Here is a 23,051-nt window from a genome sequence, read left to right on the forward strand (position 1 = left end):
ACCGTCGAGTAGGTCCATACTGGGGGTATGAGACCTGACTACGACGTCCTGATCATCGGCTCGGGCTTCGGCGGCAGCGTGAGCGCGCTGCGGCTCACCGAGAAGGGCTACCGCGTCGGGGTGCTGGAGGCGGGCCGGCGCTTCGCCGACGAGGATTTCGCCAAGACCTCGTGGAACCTGCGCAAGTTCCTGTGGGCGCCCAAACTCGGCATGTACGGCATCCAGCGGATCCACCTGCTGCGCAACGTGATGATCCTGGCCGGCGCTGGGGTGGGCGGCGGATCGCTGAACTACGCCAACACCCTCTACGTGCCGCCGGACCCGTTCTTCAACGACCCGCAGTGGAAGGACATCACCGACTGGCGCGCCGAGTTGATGCCGCACTACGACCAGGCGCAGCGGATGCTCGGCGTGGTCACCAACCCGACGTTCACCGACGCCGACCGCATCGTCAAGGAGGTCGCCGACGAGATGGGCGTCGGGCACACCTGGGTGCCCACCCCGGTCGGCGTGTTCTTCGGGCCCGACGGCACCAAGACGCCCGGCAAGACCGTGCCCGACCCCTACTTCGGCGGGGCAGGGCCGGCGCGGACCGGCTGCATCGAGGTCGGCGAGTGCATGACCGGCTGCCGCCACAACGCCAAGAACACATTGGTGAAGAACTACCTGTACCTGGCGGAAAAGGCTGGCGCAGAAGTACTTCCGATGACCACCGTCACTGGATTCGAGCAGCGCGCCGACGGCCTGTGGGACGTCCGCACCGTGCGCACCGGCCGCTGGGTACGCAAGAAGCGACGCACCATCACCGCCACGCACCTGGTGCTGGCTGCCGGCACGTGGGGTACGCAACAGCTGCTGTTCAAGATGCGGGACTCCGGCAAGCTGCCCAAGATGTCCGAGCGCCTCGGCGTGCTGACCCGGACCAACTCCGAGTCGATCGTCGGCGCGGGCAAGTACAAGGTGTCACCCGGTCTCGATCTCACCCACGGCGTGGCGATCACGTCATCCATCCATCCCACCTCCGACACCCACGTCGAACCGGTGCGCTACGGCAAGGGCTCCAACGCGATGGGGCTGTTGCAGACGCTGATGACCGACGGCGACGGCCCGGAGGGCACCGATGTGCCGCGCTGGCGCCAGTTCCTGCGCGACGCGGCGGCCAACCCGCGCGGCACGCTGCGCATGATCAACGTCCGGCGGTGGAGTGAACGCACTGTCATCGCGCTGGTCATGCAGCACCTGGACAATTCGATCACCACGTTCACCGAACGCACCAAGCTCGGCTACCGGCGCCTGACCAGCAAGCAAGGTCACGGCCAGCCGAACCCGACGTGGATCCCGGTGGGTAACGAGGTCACCCGCCGCATCGCCGAGAAGATCGACGGCGTCGCCGGCGGTACCTGGGGTGAGCTGTTCAACATCCCGCTCACCGCGCACTTCCTCGGCGGGGCCGCGATCGGCGACACCGCCGAGCACGGCGTTATCGACCCGTATCAACGGGTCTACGGCTATCCGACGCTGTCGGTGCACGACGGAGCGGCCATCTCGGCGAACCTCGGTGTGAACCCGTCGCTTTCGATCACCGCGCAAGCCGAGCGGGCGGCGTCGCTGTGGCCCAACAAGGGGCAGGCCGACCTGCGTCCCCCGCAAGGACAGCCGTACAAGCGCATTGATCCGATCCCGCCGACCAACCCGGTGGTGCCCGCAGACGCCCCCGCGGCGCTGCGCCGGTTGCCGATCGAACCGGTCACCTCGACTGGTTGAGCCGCCGCCGATGCGGGTACGCAGTGGCCCATGCGAACCGCATACCACGAGCAGTTATCTGCGCTGTGCGCGCAGTTGGGTGAGATGTGCGGGCTGACCGCCGCCGCGATGGAACGCGCGACGCAGGCGCTGCTGGACGCCGACCTGACGCTGGCCGAGCAGGTGATCGCCGAACACGAGCACATCGCGCTGCTGAACCGCCGGGCCGAGGAGATGGCGATCAGGCTGCTTGCGCTACAGCAGCCGGTGGCCGGCGACCTACGCACCATCGTCGGCTCCATCCGCATCAGCGCCGACATCGAGCGGATGGGCGCGCTCGCGGTGCACGTGGCCAGCATCGCGCGGCTGCGCCATCCGGAATGCGCGCTGCCCGACGACGTGCGCGCCAGCTTCACGGAGATGGGTGCGCGCGCGGTGCAGTTGGCCAAAACCGCGCAGGAGGTGCTGATCTCACCGGATCCCGACAAGGCCGCCCGGTTACACCACGACGACGACGTGGTGGACGACGAGCACCGTCGGCTGTTCACGCTGCTGCTCGACCACAAATGGCAGGACGGCGTCTGCTCGGCCGTCGACGTGGCGCTGCTCGGCCGCTATTACGAGCGCTTCGCCGACCACGCGGTGGAGATCGGGCGGCGGGTCATCTTCGAGGCCACAGGTGGGCTGCCGCTGGGCAAGCAGTTGGTCTAGCCAGGTTGCTCGTGGCGCAACGGCGCCCGCCCAGGTGGCTGCTGCGGCGGTGGCAGCAGCGGACGGACTGGTTTGACCGCGACGGTGGTGGGGTTTTGGGTCTTGAGCTCGAGATCCTCGCCTGCGTGGCGGATCGTCAGCGACGAGTCGGGCCCGTCGCGAAGGGTGTACGTGACGTTCTCGTGGTTGACGTCGACGGTGAGCCGAAAGTTCTTCCACCGCAACCGGAATTTCAGGCCCGACAGCGTCTTGGGGAGTTGCGGGTTGAGCACCAGCACGTCTTCGTCGTCGCGAAGCCCGCCGAAGCCGGCCACCAGCGCCGACCACGCACCGGCGAGTGAGGCCATGTGCAGGCCGTCGCGGGTGTTGTGGTGCAGGTTGCGCAGATCGATCATCGCTGCTTCGTACGCGTAGTCGTGGGCCAGTTCCAGATGTCCGACAGCCGCGCACATCACCGCTTGCGTGCACGCTGACAGCGATGAGTCGCGGGTGGTGCGCCGCTCGTAATAGTCGACGTTGCGCGCCATCTGTTCGGGGGTGAAAGCGTGGCTCTCCCAATGCATCGCCAACACCAAGTCGGCCTGCTTGACCACTTGCTGGGGGTAGAGCCGCACGTACGGCTCGTGCAGCAGCAGGGGATAGGCGGTGTTGGCCTCGAAGTCCCACTCCCGCAACGTCGTGAAGCCATCGCACTGGGGGTGGACGCCGAGTTCCTCGTCGAACGGAATGTGAACGGTCGCTGCGGCATGACGCCAGGCGGCGATCTCCTCGGCGGTGACATCCATGGCGTTTGCCTCGTCGGGGTGCCGAAGACAGGCGTCGGCCGCTGCGCGAAGGTTGCGCGCCGCCATCAGGTTGGTGAACACGTTGTCGCGCACCACGGCGGTGTACTCGTCGGGACCGGTGACACCGTCGATGTGCCACACCCCGTGTCGATCATGCTGCCCGAGCGAAAGCCACATCCTGGCCGTCTCTACCAACACCTTCAGCCCGCATTCGATGTCCAGCGAATCATCGCCTGTCACAACGCGATACCGCTCGAATGCCATCGCGATGTCAGCGTTGACGTGGAAGGCCGCGGTGCCCGCCGGCCAATACGCCGAGCACTCCTCACCGCGGATCGTGCGCCACGGGAAGGCGGCACCTTCGATGTCGAGCAACTCGGCACGCTCTTTGGCCAGATCCAGAGTGGAGGCACGCCATCGCAGCGCGTCGGCGGCGGCATAGGGCGCGGTGTAGGTGAGCAGCGGTAGCACGAAACCTTCGGTGTCCCAGAACGCGTGGCCGTCATAGCCGGTGCCCGTCAAGCCTTTGCCCGGAATCGCGCGGCGCTCGGCTCGTGCGCTTGCTTGCAGCACATGAAACAACGCGAAGCGCACGGCCTGCTGGATGTGGGGGTCGCCTTCGACCTCGACGTCGGCAGAGTCCCAGAAGTCATCGAGATAGGCCCGCTGGGAATCCAGAAGGCCTTGCCAGCCGGTGTATTCGGCGCCGCTGAGCGCGCCTGCGACCTGGTCGCGCAATGCCGGGCGGGAACGCAGGCTCGACCACGCGTAGCCCAGATACTTGCGGATACGCAGCCGTTGCCCTGGCCGCAGCCCACAGATGACCGTGGTGCGGGCCCAGTCTTCGGCGGTATCGGTTTTCGCCACGACGCGGCCGGGCACGTCGATTTCGTGGTCCATCGCGGCGGCCATCATCAACTGGCTGCCGCGCGTGCGGTGGATGAGAATCGCGCCGTCGCCGGTGCTTTCCTGATGCACCGCCTCCAACGGGTGGTCGAGAACGGCCGACACCCGCGGGTCACCTGAAGTGGGTGGCTGGTCTTCGTTGGCCACGAGTTCGGATTGGACGGTGATCCGGGCGAACTGTTCGACCGCCTCCACGATGTACTCGATCGCCGCGACGCCGCGCTGGTCGAGCGAGACCAGCCGCGTCGAAACGACTTTCACCTGTTTGCCTGCGGGGGAGCGCCACTGCACGTTTCGGGTCAGCGTGCCGGCGCGCATGTCCAACACGCGTTCGTGCTCGAGCAGGTCGCCGTAGCGGACGTCGAACGGTTCGTCGTCGACAAGCAGGCGCATGAGCTTGCCGTTGGTGACGTTGAGGATCGTCTGGCCAGCTTCCGGGTAGCCGTAGCCCGCCTCGGCGTACGGCAGCGGGCGAACCTCGTAGAACGAGTTCAGGTAGGTGCCGGGCAAGCTGTGCGGTTCGCCTTCGTCGAGGTTGGCGCGCATGCCGATGTGACCGTTGGACAGGGCGAATATCGACTCGGATTCGTCCATAACCGCTAGATCGAGCGATGTTTCGCGGACGTGCCACGGCTCTACCGGGTAAAGCTCGTCGGTGATCATTGCGTCAAGAGCTCCATCAGGTCGGCCACGACGATATCGGCGCCGTTGTGGCGCAGAGCCTCCGCATGTCCGACGCGGTCCACGCCGACCACGTAGCCGAAGTTACCAGCTCGCCCGGCTGCCACTCCGGCCAGTGCGTCTTCGAAAACCGCGCCGTCGGCGGGCTCGATGCCGAGCAGTTGTGCTGCCCGCAGAAACGAGTCCGGAGCGGGCTTACCGGGGATGTTCTCCTCGCGCAGCACGACGCCGTCCACCCGGTGCTGGACGAACCTGTCCAGGCCCGTCATCTCGAGCACCTCACGGGTGTTGGCGCTCGAGGAGACCACCGCGACGCCCAGGCCCGCGTCGGCCACCGCCTCGAGGTAGCGGCGCGAGCCGTCGTACACCGTCACCCCGTCGGCGCGCAGCACCTGGTGAAACATCTGGTTCTTGCGGTTGCCGAGGCCGAACACCGTCTCGGCGTCGGTGTCGTCGTCCGGGTGCCCGTCGGGTAGTTCGATGCCGCGGCTGGCCAAAAAGGAGCGCACCCCGTCCTCACGCTTCTTACCGTCGACGTAGCGCAGGTAATCGGCGCCCACATCGAACGGCACGAACGGTTCGCCGGTGCGTTGCGCATGTGCGCGAAGGAAGGCGTCGAACATGGCCTGCCACGCCTTGGTGTGCACGCTGGCGGTGTCGGTCAGCACACCGTCCAGGTCGAACAGGCAGGCGCGGATGTGTTTCGGCAGACCAGGCACGGTGCTCCTCGCTTCGAGCTTGCGGTCGTCGGACGGGTCATCGGCCATTGTCTGTCACCATTCCCCCTTTTGTGGCCCGGGTAACGAGCCGATGGTGCCAACTAGACTGACCGGGTGACATCGTCATCGCCCAGACCCGTGTTGGTGGTCGACTTCGGCGCGCAGTACGCGCAGCTGATCGCGCGACGGATCCGCGAGGCGCGGGTGTACTCCGAGGTGATCCCGCACACCGCCAGCGTCGAAGAGATCGTGGCCCGCGACCCGCAGGCCATCGTGCTGTCCGGCGGACCGGCCAGCGTCTACGCCGACGAGGCGCCGCAGCTCAACCCGGCGGTGTTCGACCTCGAGGTGCCGATATTCGGTATCTGCTACGGCTTCCAGGCGATGGCCCAGACACTGGGCGGAACGGTGACCGAGACCGGCACCCGCGAGTACGGCCGCACCGAGCTCAAAGTCACCGGGGGACAGCTTCATTCCGATCTGCCCGCGACTCAGCCGGTGTGGATGAGCCACGGGGACGCGGTCACCGCGGCCCCCGAGGGGTTCGACGTGGTGGCGGTCAGCGCGGGTTCGCCGGTCGCGGCGTTCGAGAACCGGGAGCGTCGGCTGGCCGGTGTGCAGTACCACCCCGAGGTGATGCACTCACCGCACGGCCAGCAGGTGCTGAGCCGGTTCCTGTATGAGTTCGCGGGCATCAGCGCGACGTGGACCGCCGCCAGCATCGCCGATGCCCTTGTCAGCGAGGTGCGCAACCAGATCGGCAACGGGCACGCGATCTGCGGGCTGTCCGGTGGCGTGGATTCGGCGGTGGCCGCCGCGCTGGTGCAGCGCGCCATCGGTGACCAGTTGACGTGTGTGTTCGTCGACCACGGCCTGTTGCGCGCTGGCGAACGCGCCCAGGTGCAACGCGATTTCGTCGCCGCAACCGGCGCCAAACTCGTCACCGTCGACGCCGAGAAACGGTTTCTCGATGCGCTGTCCGGGGTGACGAACCCCGAGGGCAAGCGCAAGATCATCGGCCGCGAGTTCATCCGCGCGTTCGAGGGTGCGGTACGAGATACGTTGGGCGCCAATGACGGTGATGTGGAGTTCCTGGTGCAGGGTACGCTGTACCCCGATGTGGTGGAGTCCGGCGGCGGAACCGGCGCGGCCAACATCAAGAGCCACCACAACGTCGGTGGGCTGCCCGCCGACCTGAAGTTCAAGCTGGTCGAACCGCTGCGGCTGCTGTTCAAAGACGAGGTCCGCGCGGTGGGACGCGAACTCGGACTGCCCGAGGAAATCGTTGCGCGCCAACCGTTCCCGGGACCGGGGTTGGCCATCCGGATCGTCGGCGAGGTCACCGCGGACCGGTTGGACACGTTGCGGCGCGCCGACGCGATCGCCCGCGAGGAACTGACCTCGGCCGGTCTGGATCACCAGGTCTGGCAGTGCCCGGTGGTGCTGCTGGCCGACATCCGGTCGGTGGGTGTGCAGGGCGACGGCCGCACGTACGGCCACCCGATCGTGTTGCGTCCGGTGTCCAGTGAGGATGCGATGACCGCGGACTGGACCCGGGTGCCCTACGAGGTGCTGGAACGCATCTCCACCCGCATCACCAACGAGGTGGCCGAGGTCAACCGCGTGGTGCTCGACGTCACGAGCAAGCCGCCGGGCACCATCGAATGGGAGTGAGCTAACTCCTCGCCTTTCTGCCCGCGAGCAGACGCAAACTCGCATGAAACGGGCCGTGAGAACGCGACTTTGTGTCTGCTCGCGCTGAAGAAAGTGCCTTGACGGTGTCGGTGGGGAAGTGTTTACTGACCATATCGAACATACATTCGAATAACCGATGGTTCAGATGATGCAGGAGGTGCTGCTGTGGCAGCGACCATGAACCTGGAGCAGCGCCAGCTTACCCGCGCTGAACAGGTGGAACACCTGCGTCGCAGGATAGCGGCGGTCTCCGGAAAGGTGGGCGTCGGACGCAGCGGCGCGGCACCGTCGGCCGACTCGCTACCGACCTCGGAATCTTTGCTACCGCTACCCGAATCCCATGCAGAACTCCTATCGGAGCCGTTGCCGCGCGGAACGGTGGCGGTGGTGTCGGGGGCCCGCTCCTTACCGCTGAGCATGGTGGCGGCGGTGACGGCCGAAGGAGGTCATGCCGCGATCGTCGGACAGCCCGATGTCGGCCTGCTGGCGGCCGTGGAGATGGGAGCCGATCTGAGCAGGATCGCCGTCATCCCCGAACCGGGCGCCGACCCGGTCGAGGTGGCCGCGGTGCTGATGGACGGGATGGATCTGGTGGTGCTCGGTCTGGGCGGCCGCACGGTGCCGGCCACCAGGGCGCGGGCGGTGGTGGCCCGGGCCCGGCAGAAGGGCTGCACGCTGCTGGTCACCAACGGCGACTGGCAGGGCGCATCCACCAGGATGGACGCCCGGGTCTGCGGTTATGAGATCACCGGCCACGGCCGGCCGGGCTTTGGCCGCATCGGCCGGGTACGGCTGGCGATGCGGGCCAGGGGCCGGTTCACCGGTTCCGTTCGTGCCGCGGGCGGATGAATGTCCACGCGCGTTCTGGCCATCTGGTGCATGGACTGGCCCGCGGTCGCCGCGGCTGCCGCGGCCGACCTACCGGCCACGGCTCCGATCGCGGTGACGTTGGCCAACCGGGTCATCACGTGTTCGGCGGCGGCCCGGTCGGCCGGTGTGCGACGGGGGCTGCGGCGCCGGGAGTCGCAGGCGCGTTGTCCGGAACTGCATGTGGTCACCGCCGATCCGGCACGCGACGCCCGCCATTTCGAGGGCGTTACGGCCGCGGTGGATGACCTGGTGCCGCGGGCCGAGGTGCTGCGCCCCGGTCTGCTGGTGCTGCCGGTCCGCGGTGCGGCCCGCTACTTCGGCTCTGAGGAGGCCGTCGCGCAGCAGCTGATCGACGCGGTGGCCGCGGCCGGTGCCGAATGCCAGGTCGGCATCGCCGATCAGCTGCCCACCGCGGTCTTCGCCGCGCGGGCGGGCCGGATCGTGGCACCCGGCGAGGATGCGCGGTTTCTGTCACCCCTGTCGATTCGGCAGTTGGCCGCCGAACCAAGCCTGGTCGGTCCCGGCCGGCAGGACCTGGCGGATCTGTTGTGGCGCATGGGGATCCGCAGCATCGGGCAGTTCGCGGCGCTGACCCGCAGCGACGTCGCCTCCCGGTTCGGCGCCGACGGGGTGGTGGCCCACCGGTTCGCGCGCGGGGAGCCCGACCGTGGGCCGTCGGGCCGAGAACCCGAGGCCGAACTCGACGCCGTCATGAACTGCGACCCGCCCATCGACCGCGTCGACGCCGCGGCGTTCGCGGGGCGGTCGCTGGCCAGCAGCCTGCATCGAAGCCTGGAGTCCTCCGGGGTGGGATGCACCCGGCTGGCCATCCACGCTGTCACCGCCAACGGTGAAGAGCTCGAACGGGTTTGGCGTTGTGCCGAGCCGTTGACCGAGGATGCCACCGCTGACCGGGTGCGCTGGCAGCTCGACGGCTGGCTGAACAAACGCAACCCCGACGACCGTCCCACCGCACCCGTCACGATGATCCGGCTGCGGCCGGTCGAGGTGGTCTCGGCCGAGGCGCTGCAGCTGCCGCTGTGGGGACCCCCAGCGAAGATGACCGACAGTGCCTATCGCGCGCTGGTGCGGGTGCAGGGGCTGCTCGGACCCGAGGCAGTGCAGATGCCCATCCTGTCCGGCGGCCGAGGACCTGCCGAGCGCATCACGTTCATGCCGCTGGGCGACGAACCGGTGCCGAAGGCCGATCCCCGCCAGCCGTGGCCGGGGCAGCTGCCCGAGCCGTCGCCGACGGTGCTGCTCGACGATCCGGTCGAGTTGTTCGACGCCGAGGGAAATCCGGTGCGGGTGACCGGTCGTGGCCTGTTCTCCACCGATCCGTCGCGGCTGGTTGCACCCGGCAAGGCGGGTCGGGACGCCCGGTTGGCCTGGTGGGCCGGGCCGTGGTCCGTCGACGAGCGGTGGTGGGATCCTCAGCGGGCCAAGGTGGGTCGGACAGCGCGCGCGCAGGTGCTGCTCGACACCGAGCCGGCGCAGGCCCTGCTGCTGTGTTACCGGCAGCGACGCTGGTATCTCGAGGGCATCTACGAGTGACCCAGCCGCTTGACGAACGTGTTGATGCGCGTGAGGAACCGGTCGAAGAACGCCGCGGGATCGACGTCGACACCGATGAGTGCGTTGGGTTCCCGGCCCCACCGGTTGCTCCAGTCCGCGATCGTCATCGCCCGGGTGAGCGTGCCTGTCAGCTCGACGTCGACCGTGGTGGGCCGGCACCGCACCAGATCGGGGTCCAGCGCCACCGCCGCGGCCAACGGGTCGTGCAGGTGCGCGAGATAGCCCTCGCCCTGGGCGGCATGAAACTCGAAGTAGAACCGCATCGCGTCTTCGAGCACCGTGACCAGCGGGTGCTCCGCCGCGGTCCTCAACCTGCCCAACAGCTCGGGTGTCAACACGATATTCTCGGTGAGGTTGAGCCCCAACACAATCGGAAGGTGTCCGACGTCCGGGCCCCAGCCGTGAAATACTTCGGCGGCGGCTTCGGGGTCCACGCTGACGTTCCACTCGGCCACCGGTGTGGTGTTGCCGCGGTAGTCGAACGCGCCGCCCATGATCACCAGCCGGCGCAGCAGCCGCGGCAGCGCAGGCTCGCGGCGCAGTGCCAGCGCCAGGTTCGTCAACGGGCCGGTGGCCACCCCGATCAGCTCACCGGGATACCCGTGCGCCGCGCGCACCCAGGCCTCTGCGGCGTCGTAGTCGGTGAGCGTGCGGGCCGTCGACGGCAACTGCGCATATCCCATGCCTTCGGGACCGTGCGTGTCCTCCGCGGTGCGCAGCGTTGCGCTGATTGGGTTCTCACTGCCCTTCGACACCGGCACGTCGACCCCGCACAACTCGAGCAGCGCCAGGTTGTTATGGCAAACCTGTTGCACCGGAACGTTTCCGGCGGTAGAGGCGATGCCGACCACGTTGGCTTCGTCGCTTGCGAACAGATACACCAACGCCATCGCGTCGTCGACACCGGTGTCCACGTCGACGAAGACCGGGAGCGCAGTCACGCCGCCAACGATAGGTCGGCGCGTCTACCAGTGCACACCGGGAACCAGCCGCACCGCGCGCTTGATCGGGTCGGGCACCCGCAACGGCGGGTCCGTGCGACGTTGCGGGCGCCGTGGCGGGGACGACGGTTCCCGCACCACACCGCGGGCCGCTGCCGAATCGGGATAGCCGAGGTAGAGCTGATGCAGCACGCGCCGCGACAGCTTGGGGGTCAGGTAGTTACCGAAGTCGGCGAACGTGCCCAGCGGGGTGTCGATCCGGGCCGGCTTCTCCACCAGGGCGCGCACCACTATCGCCGCGGCGTGTTCGGCACTGATCGCGGGCACCGGGTTGAGGCGACGCGACGGCACGATCATCGGCGTACGGACCAGCGGCATGTGGATGGTGGTGAACGTGATGTGATCGGAGAGCGTCTCGGAGGCCACCACATCGGCGAACGCATCCAGCGCGGCCTTGGTCGGCAGGTAGCTGCTGTACTTCGGATTGCGCGCCTGCACACCGGCGCTCGACACGTTCACCACGTGACCGAACCGTCGCTCGCGCCAATGCGGCAACAGCGCCAACACCATCCGCACCGCGCCGAAGTAGTTGACGGCCATCATCCGCTCATAGTCGTGCAGCCGGTCGGTGGAGGCAATCACCGAGCGCCGGATCGACCGGCCCGCGTTGTTGACCAGGTAGTCGACGTGGTCGAACCGGCCCAGGATGTCTTTGACCGTGTGCTCCACCGACGTCGAATCGGTGACGTCGCACGTGAACGCATGCGCCTGACCACCGGCGGCGCGGATCTCGGCGACCAGATCGTCGAGCGCGTCGGCGTTGCGCGCCAATGCGAACACCGTCGCGCCGCGTTGTGCGATCGCGACGGCCGACGCGCGGCCGATACCGCTCGAGGCGCCGGTGATGAGCACGTGCTTGCCGACCAACGGGCCCGCGGGGTCGTCGTGGCGGGCGCGGTCGGGATCGAGGTGCTCGGCCCAGTAGCGCCACAGCCGCGGCGCGTACGACGCGAACTCCGGTGCGGCTATCCCGGTGCCGCGCAACGCGTCTGCGGTGTGGTGCGCGGTGAACGTCGGCATCAGATCGACGACGTCGAGGATCTCGGCCGGGATGCCGAGCTGGGTGACCGCCATGTTGCGCAACACCTTCGCGCGTCCAGTGGCCCGCAGAAACGGCGTCGCCATGGCCGGGGGCAGCGACCCACGCACCGGCGGCAGCCCGGCCTCCTTGGCAATTCCGCGGTAAATACCGCGCAGCCCAATGGTTTTAGCGGCGGTGAGGTGAAACGTCTGCCCGTCACGGTTATCGCTGTGCATCAGCGCCACCAACGCATCGACCACGAAGTCAACGGGCACGATGTTGGTGCGACCGGTATCGGGCAGCACGATCGGCGTCAACGACGGCAGCCGGGCCAGTTTGGCCAGCAGCCCGAAGAAGTAATAGGGCCCGTCGACCTTGTCCATCTCGCCGGTTTGCGAATCGCCTACCACCACGCCTGGCCGGTACACGCGGTAGCGCAGCCCCGGCGCCGAGCGCACCAACAGCTCAGCCTCGAACTTGGTCTGGTGATACGGGGTCGGCAGGTCCTGGCCGAGATCGAAGTCGCCCTCGGTGAACTCGCCGCCGTGCCGTCCCGCCACCGCGATGGAGGACACGTGGTGCAGCGTGGCGTCGAGCCGGCCGGCCAACTCGATGACCGCCCGGGTGCCCGCCACGTTGGCGCCGCGTTGAACGGCGTCGGGCGCGGTGATGTCGTAGACTGCGCCGCAGTGCACGATGTGGTCGACGGCGCCGAGCTCGTCGACCGCCTGGTCGGTGAGGCCGAGCATGGGTGCGGTCAAGTCGCCGACCAGGGGTTTGGCCCGCTCGTCCCACGTCGCGGCCAGCCGTTCGAACCGCGACAGCGACCCCCGCCGAACGAGGACCGACACCCCGGCGTCGTCGCTACGGGCCAGGAGCTGCGACACCACCCGCCGCCCGATAAACCCGGTACCGCCGGTAACGACATAATGCATGCGAGCATCGTCGCCCCTGCCGAGGGAAACGTCAATGCGCGCTATCGTCCGTCTATGCCACTCGATCCCAATGCCATAGGCGTCAAGACCGAACCCCAACTGTTCGAATGGACCGACCGCGACACCATGCTGTACGCGCTCGGCGTCGGCGCGGGAACCTCAGATCTGGCGTTCACAACCGAGAACAGCCACGAGATCCCGCAGCAGGTGCTGCCCACTTACGCGGTGATCGCCTGTACGCCGTTCGCCGCGGCCGCCAAGATCGGCAGCTTCAACTTCGCGATGCTGCTGCACGGCTCGCAGTCCATCCGGCTCTACGAGCCGCTGCCGCCGGCCGGCAAGCTCAGCGTCGTCGCCGAAGTCGCCGGCATGCAGGACAAGGGCGAGGGCAAGAACGCCGTCGTCATGCTCAAGGCCACCGGCACCGACCCCGACACCTCGAAGGTGGTGGCCGAGTCGATGGCCACCGCCGTCATCCGCGGCGAGGGCGGGTTCGGCGGGCAGCCCGGCCAGCGTCCCGCGGCACCGGAAATCCCTGACCGAGAACCGGATTCGAGGATCGCGTTACCGACGCGCGAAGACCAGGCCCTGATCTATCGGCTCTCCGGTGACCGCAATCCGTTGCACAGCGACCCGTGGTTCGCCCGTGAGCTGGCCGGCTTCCCCAAGCCGATCCTGCACGGGTTGTGCACCTACGGGGTGGCCGGGCGCGCGTTGGTCGCCGAACTCGGCGGCAACGACGCGACGAAGGTCAACGCGATCGCGGCCAGGTTCACCTCTCCGGTGTTTCCCGGTGAGACGCTGACGACCTCGATCTGGCGCACCGAACCGGGCCGCGCGGTGTTTCGCACCGAGGCGGCCAACCCCGACGGCTCGGATGCGCGGCTGGTGCTCGAGGACGGCGCCGCCGAGTACAGCGACTGACGGGTCGGCAACTTCGAACCAATCGGGTCGATCCGCCGGTGTCGGACCCCGCCGGTTGACAGGATGGCGCGGTGAGGATCGTCGTGGGCTATCTGGCCACCCCCGGTGGCGCAGACGCGGTGGCGCTGGGCGTTCGGCTTGCCCGGACGCTCGGCGCTGAGCTCGACCTGTGCCTGGTCCTGCCGACCGACCGGGTGCCGCCGTCGTATGCGCCGGTCGGCGGGTACCGCGAACACCTGACCGACCACGCCGAGGAATGGCTCGCGGCGGCACGCGCATCGGTGCCCGACGATGTCGGGGTGGCCAGCCGGGTCGCGTTCGATGACTCCTCGACCGACGCGCTGATCAAGGAAGCGGCCCGCGTGCAGGCCGACCTCATCGTCGTGGGCGGCGCGGGCGGCGGCCTGGCCGCAAGCTACTCGCTGGGCTCGGTGGTCAACGGACTACTGCACTCGGCTCCGGTTCCCGTGGCGGTCGCGCCGCGCGGTACGCGGCATTCCTCGGCAGAACGGGTGCGTGAGGTGACGTGTGCCATCGGGGAACGTGCCGGGGCAGATCTGTTGCTGGAGAACGCGGTGCGGTTCAGCCGGGCCGCCGACGCCCCGCTCAGGCTGGTCTCGTTGGTGGCTCTCGACCCGGTCTTGGGGGTGCTGCGTCGCGACGATCCGGCCGTTCGCGAACGTGCGCTGGCGCACGCCCGGCACACCCACGAGACCGCGAAACTCCGCTTGCCGGAGGGCTTTCCCGTGACGTCGACGATCGTGGAGGGCCGTTCTGTCGAAGAGGCCGTGGGCAAGCTGGACTGGCGCGACGGCGATCTGATCATGGTCGGATCGAGCCGGCTCGGCGCGCCAAGGCGCCTGTTCCTGGGGTCGACGGCGGCCAAGATGCTGCGGGTGCTGGACGTGCCGATGATGGTGGTGCCCAGAGACCAACTCGTCGCAGAAGACCTGCCGTGAACGCCCGCACCACGATCCGTGACGTGCCGCTGCGTCGCGGTCAGGGTGATCCCGAAGTGCCGCAAAGGTGTCGGCCAGGTGTTCGCCACGCAGGTTCCAGGGTGTTGATCCGGCCGTCGGACATCTGGTGGTAGTAGGCCTCGGCGTTGCGCACCACGTGTGCGTTGCGCTGTATCTCGAGCAGCTGGTCGACCGCCGCCTGTTCGCAGGACCGGCCTGCGCCGAACACCGCCGCGAAACCATAGAACGCCGCCGGCTTCTCTGCGGTTCCGAAAGACCTTCCGGTGTGTGATCGTTGCGGGTGTCATACGGATCGGATGCCCGTGCTTGCGGCGTCCAATTTGACGGGTGGGCGTTAATCGAGCCGAACCCGCGGATATGCATGACGCATGCATGAGACCCGTGTCGCGAACCTGCTGGGTGTGGCGGCGCTGGCCATCAACGATCAGGTGGTGGCGTCGGTCACCGGGCGCTGGAACACGCGTTGACCAAGCTGCTGCGCGGGTTGTACGGGTTCGTGCCCAACAGCGCGCTGCTGTGCCGGTACCGCGATCGCCAGGCGTGCACCACGGACGCCGTGTGCCCGGTCGGGCAGGCCGAACGCGATCAGCAGCGGGTGCCGCCGTGACGGGCTGGCTTTTCGCGCTGGGTTCGGCGCTGTTCTACGGCACCTCCGACTTCGTCGGCGGGCTGGCGTCGCGTCGCGCGCACTTCGTGGTCGTCGCGCTGCTGGGCCAACTCGCCGGTCTGGTGGTGGCCGGAATCGCGGCCGCCGCCGTGCTCGCGCCGGCGCCGACAGCGGCGGACCTCTGGTGGGGTGCGCTGTCGGGTGGCGGCACCGCTGCCGGGATGGTCTTTCTGTTCCGCGGTATGAGCCATGGCGCGATGTCGGTGGTCGTTCCGACCAGCGCGGTCACCGGTATCGCGTTGTCGGCGTTGGTCAGTGTCGCGCTCGGCGATGAGCGCCCGTCGCTGCTGGCGTGGGTCGGGATCGCTATTGCGGTGCCCGCGTTGTGGTGGGTGTCGAGCGGTCAGCAGGCAACGACGGGCACCCATTCCGGCGGTGCAAGTGACGGGCTGTTGGCGGGGGTGGGCATCGCCGTTCAATACCTCGCGCTCGCGCAGGCCTCGGCGGCGTCAGGGCTGTGGCCCGTGGCGACCGGACGCGTGGGCGCGCTGTGTGTGCTCGGCGTGGCGCTGCTGTTCGTCGGGCGGCAGGCGCTTCGCGTGGCGCGCAACCCGTTGGCGCTTGCGCTGGCCTCCGGCGCCCTGGCCGCCGCGGCGTTGATCTCGTACTTTCTGGCCACCCAGCATCAGATCGTGGCGATCGCGGTGGCGTTGGCGTCGCTGTACCCGGTGATTCCGGTGCTGCTGGGCATCCTGGTGCTGCACGAACGCCTCACCCGGCGCCAGACCGTGGGCCTGGTGGGCGCGGGCGCAGCGACCCTGTTGATGGCCGGCTGAGTCGAACATGAGTTCGATACACTGGCCGGGTGGGTTGGCATACCGGACCGCCGAGCTGGACCGAAATGCAGCGGGTGCTGGAGGGCAAACCGCGCCGTTCTGGCTGGCCTTCCCCCGCGAGCGGGGAGTATCGCCATGACGAGCAGGTCGGCGACGGCGGCGACAGCCCCGCCTGGTCGCGCAAGCGCGCGGCCTACCAGGCGGCCGACGTCGCCCGGCCCGCCACCTCGACGCCGTATGCCGAGCTGCACGCCCATTCGGCGTACAGCTTTCTCGACGGCGCCAGCACCCCGGAGGAGCTCGTCGAAGAGGCCGTCCGGCTGGACCTGCGCGCGATCGCGCTGACCGACCACGACGGGCTGTACGGCGTGGTGCGCTTCGCCGAGGCCGCCAGGGAACTGGATATGTCGACGGTGTTCGGCGCCGAACTCTCAATCGGAGGAGGCAACCGCACCGAGGATCCCGATCCGCCGGGGCCGCATCTGCTGGTGCTGGCCCGCGGCCCGGAAGGCTACCGGCGGTTGTCGCGTGAACTCGCCAAGGCGCATCTGGCCGGAGGGGAGAAGGGCAAGCTGCGCTACGACTACGACGCGCTGACCGAAGCGGCCGGCGGGCACTGGCACATCCTCACCGGATGCCGTAAAGGGCACGTGCGCCAGGCCCTTGGCGCGGGCGGCCCGGAGGCGGCGGCCGATGCGCTTGCCGATCTGGTGGACCGGTTCGGGCAGAGGCGGGTCAGCGTCGAACTCACCCATCATGGAGATCCCGTCGACGACGAACGCAACGCGATGCTGGCCGAGCTGGCGCCGCGCTTCGGTCTGGATGTCGTCGCCACCACCGGCGCGCACTTCGCCGAACCGTCACGCGGCCGGCTGGCCATGGCGATGGGCGCGATCCGGGCCCGCCACTCGCTGGATGAGGCCGCCGGTTACCTTGCCCCGCTGGGCGGTTCGCATCTGCGGTCGGGGCAGGAGATGGCCCGGCTGTTCGCGGGCTGCCCGGAAGCGGTAACGGCGGCGGCCGACCTCGGCGAGCAGTGCGCGTTTGAGCTGGCGCTGATCGCCCCGCAGCTGCCACCGTTCGACGTGCCGCACGGACACACCGAGGACAGCTGGCTGCGGCATCTGGTGATGGCCGGTGCGCGCAACCGGTACGGCCCGCCGGAGCGGGCGCCACGGGCATACGCCCAGATCGAGCACGAACTGAAAACCATTGCGCAGCTGAAGTTCCCGGGCTATTTCCTGGTGGTGCACGACATCACCCGGTTCTGCCGCCAGAACAACATCCTGGCGCAAGGCCGGGGGTCGGCGGCCAACTCGGCGGTCTGCTACGCGCTCGGGGTCACCAACGTCGACCCCGTCGCCAACGAGTTGTTGTTCGAACGGTTCCTGTCCCCGGCACGTGACGGTCCGCCCGATATCGACATCGACATCGAATCGGATCTGCGGGAGAAGGCGATCCAGTACGTCTACGACCGCTACGGTCGTGACTACGCCGCCCAGGTGGCCAACGTCATCACCTACCGCGGCCGCAGCGCGGTGCGCGACATGGCGCGTGCACTCGGGTTCTCCCAGGGCCAACAGGACGCCTGGAGCAAGCAGATCAGCCGGTGGAACCCGCCGCGGGAGCGGCAATCGAACACAGCGGCCGACCCACCCGATGTCGAGGATATTCCCCAGCCGGTGATCGATCTGGCGACGCAGATCTCCAACCTGCCGCGGCACATGGGCATCCACTCCGGCGGCATGGTGATCTGTGACCGACCGATCGCCGACGTGTGCCCGGTGGAGTGGGCGCGGATGGCAAACCGCAGTGTCCTGCAATGGGACAAAGACGACTGTGCGGCCATCGGTTTGGTGAAGTTCGACCTGCTGGGGCTGGGAATGCTGTCTGCGCTGCACTACTGCATCGACCTGGTGCGCGAGCACAAGGGCATCGAGGTGGACCTGGCGCGCCTGGACCTGTCGGAGCCGGCGGTCTACGAGATGCTGCAACGCGCGGATTCGGTCGGGGTGTTCCAGGTCGAGTCGCGGGCACAGATGGCCACGTTGCCTCGGCTGAAGCCGCGGGTGTTCTACGACCTGGTGGTCGAGGTGGCGCTGATCCGCCCCGGCCCGATCCAGGGCGGCTCGGTGCACCCGTACATCAAGCGACGCAACGGTGTCGAGCCGGTCACCTATGAGCATCCGTCGATGGAACCCGCGCTGCGAAAGACGTTGGGCGTTCCGCTGTTTCAGGAACAGCTCATGCAGCTGGCAGTGGACTGCGCGGGGTTCTCCGCGGCCGAAGCCGATCAGCTGCGCCGGGCGATGGGGTCCAAACGCTCCTCGGAGCGGATGCGCCGGCTGCGGGACAGGTTCTACGACGGGATGCGCCAACGCCACGGCATCACCGGCGACGTGGCCGACCGGATCTACGAGAAGCTGGAAGCCTTCGCCAACTTCGGCTTCCCGGAAAGCCATTCGCTGTCGTTCGCATCGCTGGTGTTCTATTCGTCGTGGTTCAAACTGCACCACCCGGCGGCGTTCTGCGCCGCCCTGCTACGGGCGCAGCCGATGGGCTTCTACTCACCGCAGTCCCTGGTCGCCGATGCCCGCAGACACGGGGTCGCCGTGCACGGCCCGGACGTCAACGCCAGCCTCGCGCACGCCACGCTGGAGAACCGCGGCACCGAGGTGCGGCTCGGCCTGGGCGCCGTCCGCCACATCGGCGACGAGCTGGCCGGGCGGATGGTCGACGAACGAAAGGCCAACGGGGCCTTCGCGTCCCTGCTTGATCTGACCCAGCGGGTGCAGCTATCGGTTCCGCAGACCGAGGCGTTGGCCACCGCCGGTGCGCTGGGTTGCTTCGGTATCACGCGGCGCGAAGGACTGTGGGCGGCCGGTGCCGCCGCCAGAGAACGTCCCGACCGGCTGCCCGGAGTGGGTTCGTCGTTGGCCACCCCCGCGCTGCCCGGTATGACCGAACTGGAACTGGCCGCCGCCGATGTATGGGCCACCGGCGTCTCACCCGACAGCTTTCCCACCCAGTTCCTGCGCGAGGATCTCGACGCGCTCGGCGTCGTTGCGGCGGACAGGTTGTTGGAGGTTCCCGACGGTACCCGGGTGCTGGTGGCCGGGGCAGTGACGCATCGCCAGCGGCCCGCGACGGCGCAGGGAGTCACCTTTCTCAACCTCGAGGACGAGACAGGGATGGTCAACATCCTGTGCTCGCCAGGGGTTTGGGCACGCCACCGCAAGCTGGCGCAGACGGCTGCCGCCCTGCTGATTCGTGGGCAGGTGCAGAACGCCACCGGCGCAGTCACCGTCGTCGCCGACCGGATGGGCCAGCTCACGATGGCGGTCGGCTCGCGAAGCCGCGATTTTCGCTAGCCCGCCTCCGATCCCGACTCCGGCCCACCCCTCGAAGAGCCGTCGTCGTCGCCCGTGTCATCGGCCCCCACCGAATCGTCGGCATCCTCCGAATCATCGGAGTCCGTGTCGTCAGAGCCGTCCGGCCCCACCTGCCCGGGCTTGGCCACCAAACCGGTGCGCACCGGTTCACGCGAGTCGTCCTCGACCGCCTCTTCGGCTGCGTCCTCGTCCGCCTCGACCTGTGCGTCGGTCTCGACCTCGTCGGTCTCGTCGACCTCTTCGGTCTCGACGTCGGGGTCGACGGTCTCGGGGTCGTCAGCGGGGACCTGCTCCTCCGTGGTCTCCGTCTCCTCCTCGGTGACCACATCTTCGGCCGTGGTCGCTTCCTCGGTCTCGGCCGGCTCGGTCGACGTGTCCTCGGCGGCGTCGTCGGACGAAACCGTCTGTGCGGTCGAGTTTTCCGACTCATCAGCGTCTTCGTCAGCGGTCGACGAAGTCCGAAAGGACATGGCAGCCGAGTCGACGCCCGCTGCGACCTCGTTTTGCACGTCCGCCGGCAGCGACGTCTCAGCGGCGGCGGTGGGCCGGAAGATGTTCGCGATCGCCTGGGCAACCGAGTTAACGAACGTGGAAACGGCGTTGATGAAACCCTGTACCGCGTTGGCGATCACCTGAAAGAACGCCTGCAGCGCTTGAGCAACCTGCTCGCCGATGTTCGGAACACCCGGATCGACGGGCTCCTCCGGTTCTTCCGGTTCCTCCGGCTCCTGGTTCTCCTCGATGAAGTCCTTGATCACCTGCGCGGCCAGCTTCGCCGTCCAGTCGACGTTGAAGATGCCCAGTGAGGTGTTCGGGGTCAGCACGCCGCCGACCAGGCGGTCGCGCAACGTGTAGATGAACGACGGACCCGTATAGGAGGTGCCGTCGGCGTCCTTGAGGTCCTTCCATGCGTTGAGGAAGTCCTCGATGAACTCGGCCTGGTGCTCTTCGGTCACCGCGTTGTCGCCGAAGGTCGGCAGACCGTACTCGGTGGCCCAGATCTTCAGCGCCTCATCGCCGTTGTCGAGCATCAGCTGCCTGATCTCGATCACCTGCTCGAGTGGGGCGCGCCAGAAGTCGTTCTTGACGCCTTCGGAGAACTTCAGCGTGTAGTGGTACGGATGGAACGACAGGGCATCGAAGTAGCCCTTGGCTCCGCTGGCGTACATCGTCTCGACGAACGTCACCGGATCCAACGTGACGGGACTGCTGATCACGGCGCCCAGCACACCGGCCACGACGAGCGGATCGTCGGGGTCGTCGCCATTGGCGTCCTTGATCGCGGTGTAGGCGGCCTGCAACATCTCGGTGTAGGCGGCCGGATCGATCGTCGGCGCCCATGCCCGCACGTAGTTCGGTTCATTCCAGATCTCGTATGCCGCGATCTTCTCGCCGTAGCGGGTTGCGACCCGGCCGGCGTACTCCCCGAATAGATCCGGCTGCGGCGGTTCTTCGAACCCGATCAGCGACCAGTCGGTGTTCGGGTCGACCCCGGCCCAGTCCGGTCCGTGGGCGAGCACCGCGACGATCGCCATGTCGCGGTCGGCTGCGGCGTTGATGATGTAGTCGCTTCTGGCCCAGGCGGCCTCTTCAACCCCCGGCGGAAACGTTCCCGGCCGGAACGGTTCGTTGCCACGCCACGGCAGCACGACGCGCACGGTGTTCACGCCGAGCGCCTGCATCTCGTCCAGGTGCCGGTTGACCGCGGCGGTGTCGAGCTTGCCGTCCGGCGTCGACAGCGCCCACAGGTCCGAGTCGGCGATACCGACCGTCGTGCCGGACTCCACGATGCCCGCCGTCAGCACGTAGTCGAGCGCCATCCGGTCGATACGCGGTTTCTGCACGGTCGGCGCCGCGGTGAGCATGACCGCCAACGGAACCATCGCGATCACGGTCGCAACGGCACCGGCTTGCAGCCAGGTACGTAGACCTCTCATCGATTACCCCCCTCAGTCCCGATCACGAGTCACGGTGACGTCTTGATCAAGAAATTAACGCATTAGCCAAGTTGTTTGTATGCAAAATCGAAAATTAATCCCCCATGTGCTCTAACTATCCATAAGTACAGTTATAAAACAAGCGGGGCGACTTTGCTGTGATTGGCAAATCCGCGCGAAATTGACGCTTTAGCAAAGGGCTGGCCGTAAGCGCTGTTATGCCGATTGTCCTGCTCAATCACGCCTCATCTGCTGGTCGAACACGCTTCTGCTGCGAACGCTGGCCATGGACCGCAAGTAGAAGTTGCGCAACTCGTCGCGTCTGGCGAATTCAGTAACGCCATTCGATCGAGGTATGTGAGCTTTCTCGCCGATCCGGCGTGATAGCGAGCGAATGCCTAATTCAAGATCAGCCGCCGGTCGGAGTCGGCCATACCTTCTCGATGCTGATCTTCAACCAGGTGCTACAGGTCGCGAGAAATTCATCGGTGGAAGCCGATCCTGGTGGCGAACTCGCGGTAGGTGTCCGCTCGCGTAATCCGACTGCAATGGCGTCGAATGTAATGTCAGCCAGGTGACGGCCCACGAAAGTCTCAACCTTTCCTTCGACGACGTCGTGACCACGACCCGCTCGGTGCGCAAGCGTCTCGACTTCGACAAACCGGTGCCGCGCGAGGTGCTGCTGGAGTGCCTGGAGCTGGCCCTTCAGGCGCCGACGGGCTCCAACGCGCAGGGCTGGCAATGGGTTTTCGTCGAGGACGAACAGCAGAAGAGGGCGCTCGCCGAGATCTACCGCACCAACTTCACTTGGTACCGCAACCAGACCCCAACGGAGTACGCCGACGGTGACAGCCGTGCTGCGCAGCGCGAGCGCGTGGTGTCGTCGGCCAGTTACCTGGCCGAGCACATGCACAAGGCGCCATGGCTTTTGGTGCCGTGCCTGGATGGCCGACCCGATGGCGCACCCGCCGGTGTCAGCGCCGGCTTCTGGGGGTCTCTGCTGCCTGCGGTCTGGAGCTACATGCTGGCGTTGCGCTCGCGCGGGCTGGGCTCGGCGTACACCACGTTGCATCTCGTCGGCGACGGGGAGAAGCAGGCCGCCGAGGTGCTCGGCATTCCCTTCGACAAGTACAGCCAAGGTGGGCTGTTTCCGATCGCCTACACCAAGGGCACCGATTTCCGCCCGGCCAAGCGACTTCCGGTTGAGCAGGTCGTCCATTTCGACGGGTGGTGATCAGTCGGCGCCGGCGAACCCGTGTTGGCGCCACGCCTCGTAGTTGGCGACTGCGGCGGCGTTCGACAGGTTCAGCGACCGTCGCCCGGCCAGCATCGGGATGCGCACCTGGGCGGTGATGTGTGCATCTGCCAGCGTGGCGGCGTCCAGGCCGCTGGGCTCGGGGCCGAACATCAACACATCCGTCGGCCGATAGGACACGTCGGTGAACGACGTCGCGGCGTGCGCGGTGAAGGCGAACACCCGCGCAGGCATCAGCGCGGCCCAGGCCGCGGTCAGGCCGCGATGCACGGTGACCGATGCCAGATCGTGGTAGTCCAGACCCGCACGTCGCAGCTTCGGTTCGGACAGGTCGAACCCCATCGGCTCCACCAGATGCAGTTCGGACCCGGTGGCCGCCACCATCCGGATCGCGTTGCCGGTGTTCGGTGCAATGCGCGGGGTCAAGAACAGCAGCCGGAACATTTCATACATCTGAGCGCCGAAACTGAACTCGTGC

17 protein-coding genes are annotated in these 23,051 nt (G+C 67.7%); 11 read left to right on the plus strand and 6 right to left on the minus strand.

The genetic code is table 11. From position 1 onward, the window contains the following. The first annotated feature begins 27 nt into the window (after window positions 1–27). Complete coding sequence (locus ABQF13_RS11875; RefSeq protein WP_448392935.1) at window positions 28–1,764, plus strand: GMC oxidoreductase; 1,737 nt, start codon at window positions 28–30, stop codon at window positions 1,762–1,764. A 30-nt stretch (window positions 1,765–1,794) separates the two neighbouring features. Continuing rightward, window positions 1,795–2,454, plus strand: coding sequence for a phosphate signaling complex protein PhoU (gene phoU, locus ABQF13_RS11880; RefSeq protein ID WP_448392936.1), 660 nt, complete (start codon window positions 1,795–1,797; stop codon window positions 2,452–2,454). Here phoU and ABQF13_RS11885 read toward each other — a convergent pair. Continuing rightward, window positions 2,451–4,808, minus strand: a complete 2,358-nt coding sequence (locus ABQF13_RS11885) for a glycoside hydrolase family 65 protein (protein ID WP_448392937.1) — start codon at window positions 4,806–4,808, stop codon at window positions 2,451–2,453. The genes phoU and ABQF13_RS11885 overlap by 4 nt on opposite strands. Beyond that, entirely contained in the window at window positions 4,805–5,593 is a 789-nt protein-coding gene (locus ABQF13_RS11890) for a beta-phosphoglucomutase family hydrolase (protein ID WP_448392938.1), read from the minus strand. Before ABQF13_RS11890 ends, ABQF13_RS11885 begins: the two co-directional genes overlap by 4 nt. A 66-nt stretch (window positions 5,594–5,659) precedes the next feature. Here ABQF13_RS11890 and guaA point away from each other — a divergent pair, with 66 nt between their 5' ends. From guaA to ABQF13_RS11905, 3 genes are all read left to right on the plus strand, one after another. After that, entirely contained in the window at window positions 5,660–7,219 is a 1,560-nt protein-coding gene (guaA, locus tag ABQF13_RS11895) for a glutamine-hydrolyzing GMP synthase (RefSeq protein WP_448392939.1), read from the plus strand. A 198-nt stretch (window positions 7,220–7,417) separates the two neighbouring features. Beyond that, window positions 7,418–8,089 (plus strand): DnaE2-dependent mutagenesis accessory factor ImuA', encoded by a 672-nt coding sequence (locus ABQF13_RS11900; RefSeq protein ID WP_448393138.1) that lies wholly within the window; start codon window positions 7,418–7,420, stop codon window positions 8,087–8,089. Beyond that, entirely contained in the window at window positions 8,090–9,664 is a 1,575-nt protein-coding gene (locus ABQF13_RS11905) for a DNA polymerase Y family protein (protein WP_448392940.1), read from the plus strand. It abuts the gene before it with no gap. Here the strand turns inward: ABQF13_RS11905 and ABQF13_RS11910 are convergent. Together ABQF13_RS11910 and ABQF13_RS11915 are read right to left on the minus strand one after the other, a co-directional pair. Next, complete coding sequence (locus ABQF13_RS11910) at window positions 9,655–10,626, minus strand: nucleoside hydrolase (RefSeq protein ID WP_448392941.1); 972 nt, start codon at window positions 10,624–10,626, stop codon at window positions 9,655–9,657. The genes ABQF13_RS11905 and ABQF13_RS11910 overlap by 10 nt on opposite strands. 24 nt (window positions 10,627–10,650) lie before the next feature. After that, complete coding sequence (locus ABQF13_RS11915; protein ID WP_448392942.1) at window positions 10,651–12,642, minus strand: SDR family oxidoreductase; 1,992 nt, start codon at window positions 12,640–12,642, stop codon at window positions 10,651–10,653. Between the two features lie 54 nt (window positions 12,643–12,696). Between ABQF13_RS11915 and ABQF13_RS11920 the strand changes: the two genes are divergently transcribed. From ABQF13_RS11920 to ABQF13_RS11940, 5 genes are all read left to right on the plus strand, one after another. Further along, on the plus strand, window positions 12,697–13,566 hold the full coding sequence (locus ABQF13_RS11920; RefSeq protein ID WP_448392943.1) for a MaoC family dehydratase: 870 nt from the start codon (window positions 12,697–12,699) through the stop codon (window positions 13,564–13,566). A gap of 71 nt (window positions 13,567–13,637) precedes the next feature. Further along, complete coding sequence (locus ABQF13_RS11925) at window positions 13,638–14,525, plus strand: universal stress protein (protein ID WP_448392944.1); 888 nt, start codon at window positions 13,638–13,640, stop codon at window positions 14,523–14,525. Between the two features lie 484 nt (window positions 14,526–15,009). Continuing rightward, entirely contained in the window at window positions 15,010–15,153 is a 144-nt protein-coding gene (locus ABQF13_RS11930) for a hypothetical protein (RefSeq protein WP_448392945.1), read from the plus strand. Continuing rightward, window positions 15,150–15,989 carry a GRP family sugar transporter gene (locus tag ABQF13_RS11935; RefSeq protein WP_448392946.1) on the plus strand — a complete coding sequence of 280 codons (840 nt, stop codon included), beginning with the start codon at window positions 15,150–15,152 and terminating at the stop codon, window positions 15,987–15,989. Before ABQF13_RS11930 ends, ABQF13_RS11935 begins: the two co-directional genes overlap by 4 nt. Before the next feature lie 29 nt (window positions 15,990–16,018). Beyond that, entirely contained in the window at window positions 16,019–19,360 is a 3,342-nt protein-coding gene (locus ABQF13_RS11940) for an error-prone DNA polymerase (RefSeq protein WP_448392947.1), read from the plus strand. On the opposite strand, the gene ABQF13_RS11945 is transcribed toward ABQF13_RS11940, so the two are convergent. After that, a complete protein-coding gene (locus tag ABQF13_RS11945) occupies window positions 19,357–21,318 on the minus strand; it encodes a cellulase family glycosylhydrolase (RefSeq protein WP_448392948.1) in 1,962 nt (653 codons plus the stop codon). The genes ABQF13_RS11940 and ABQF13_RS11945 overlap by 4 nt on opposite strands. A 574-nt stretch (window positions 21,319–21,892) precedes the next feature. Here ABQF13_RS11945 and ABQF13_RS11950 point away from each other — a divergent pair. Further along, complete coding sequence (locus ABQF13_RS11950; RefSeq protein WP_448392949.1) at window positions 21,893–22,552, plus strand: nitroreductase family protein; 660 nt, start codon at window positions 21,893–21,895, stop codon at window positions 22,550–22,552. On the opposite strand, the gene ABQF13_RS11955 is transcribed toward ABQF13_RS11950, so the two are convergent. Beyond that, the gene (locus ABQF13_RS11955; protein WP_448393139.1) at window positions 22,553–23,017 is read right to left on the minus strand and encodes a tRNA (cytidine(34)-2'-O)-methyltransferase; all 465 of its coding nucleotides are present in this window, start codon (window positions 23,015–23,017) and stop codon (window positions 22,553–22,555) included. Between the last annotated feature and the right edge of the window lie 34 nt (window positions 23,018–23,051).

This window comes from Mycolicibacterium sp. XJ879, assembly GCF_053483935.1.

Bases quoted from the DNA above. Each gene is read 5' to 3' on its own strand.
- ABQF13_RS11905 (WP_448392940.1), top strand. From the start codon at position 8,090: ATGTCCACGCGCGTTCTGGCCATCTGGTGCATGGACTGGCCCGCGGTC.
- ABQF13_RS11945 (WP_448392948.1), bottom strand. From the start codon at position 21,318: ATGAGAGGTCTACGTACCTGGCTGCAAGCCGGTGCCGTTGCGACCGTG.
- ABQF13_RS11920 (WP_448392943.1), top strand. From the start codon at position 12,697: ATGCCACTCGATCCCAATGCCATAGGCGTCAAGACCGAACCCCAACTG.
- ABQF13_RS11885 (WP_448392937.1), bottom strand. From the start codon at position 4,808: ATGATCACCGACGAGCTTTACCCGGTAGAGCCGTGGCACGTCCGCGAA.
- ABQF13_RS11875 (WP_448392935.1), top strand. From the start codon at position 28: ATGAGACCTGACTACGACGTCCTGATCATCGGCTCGGGCTTCGGCGGC.
- ABQF13_RS11890 (WP_448392938.1), bottom strand. From the start codon at position 5,593: ATGGCCGATGACCCGTCCGACGACCGCAAGCTCGAAGCGAGGAGCACC.
- ABQF13_RS11915 (WP_448392942.1), bottom strand. From the start codon at position 12,642: ATGCATTATGTCGTTACCGGCGGTACCGGGTTTATCGGGCGGCGGGTG.
- ABQF13_RS11900 (WP_448393138.1), top strand. From the start codon at position 7,418: ATGAACCTGGAGCAGCGCCAGCTTACCCGCGCTGAACAGGTGGAACAC.
- phoU (WP_448392936.1), top strand. From the start codon at position 1,795: ATGCGAACCGCATACCACGAGCAGTTATCTGCGCTGTGCGCGCAGTTG.
- ABQF13_RS11955 (WP_448393139.1), bottom strand. From the start codon at position 23,017: ATGTTCCGGCTGCTGTTCTTGACCCCGCGCATTGCACCGAACACCGGC.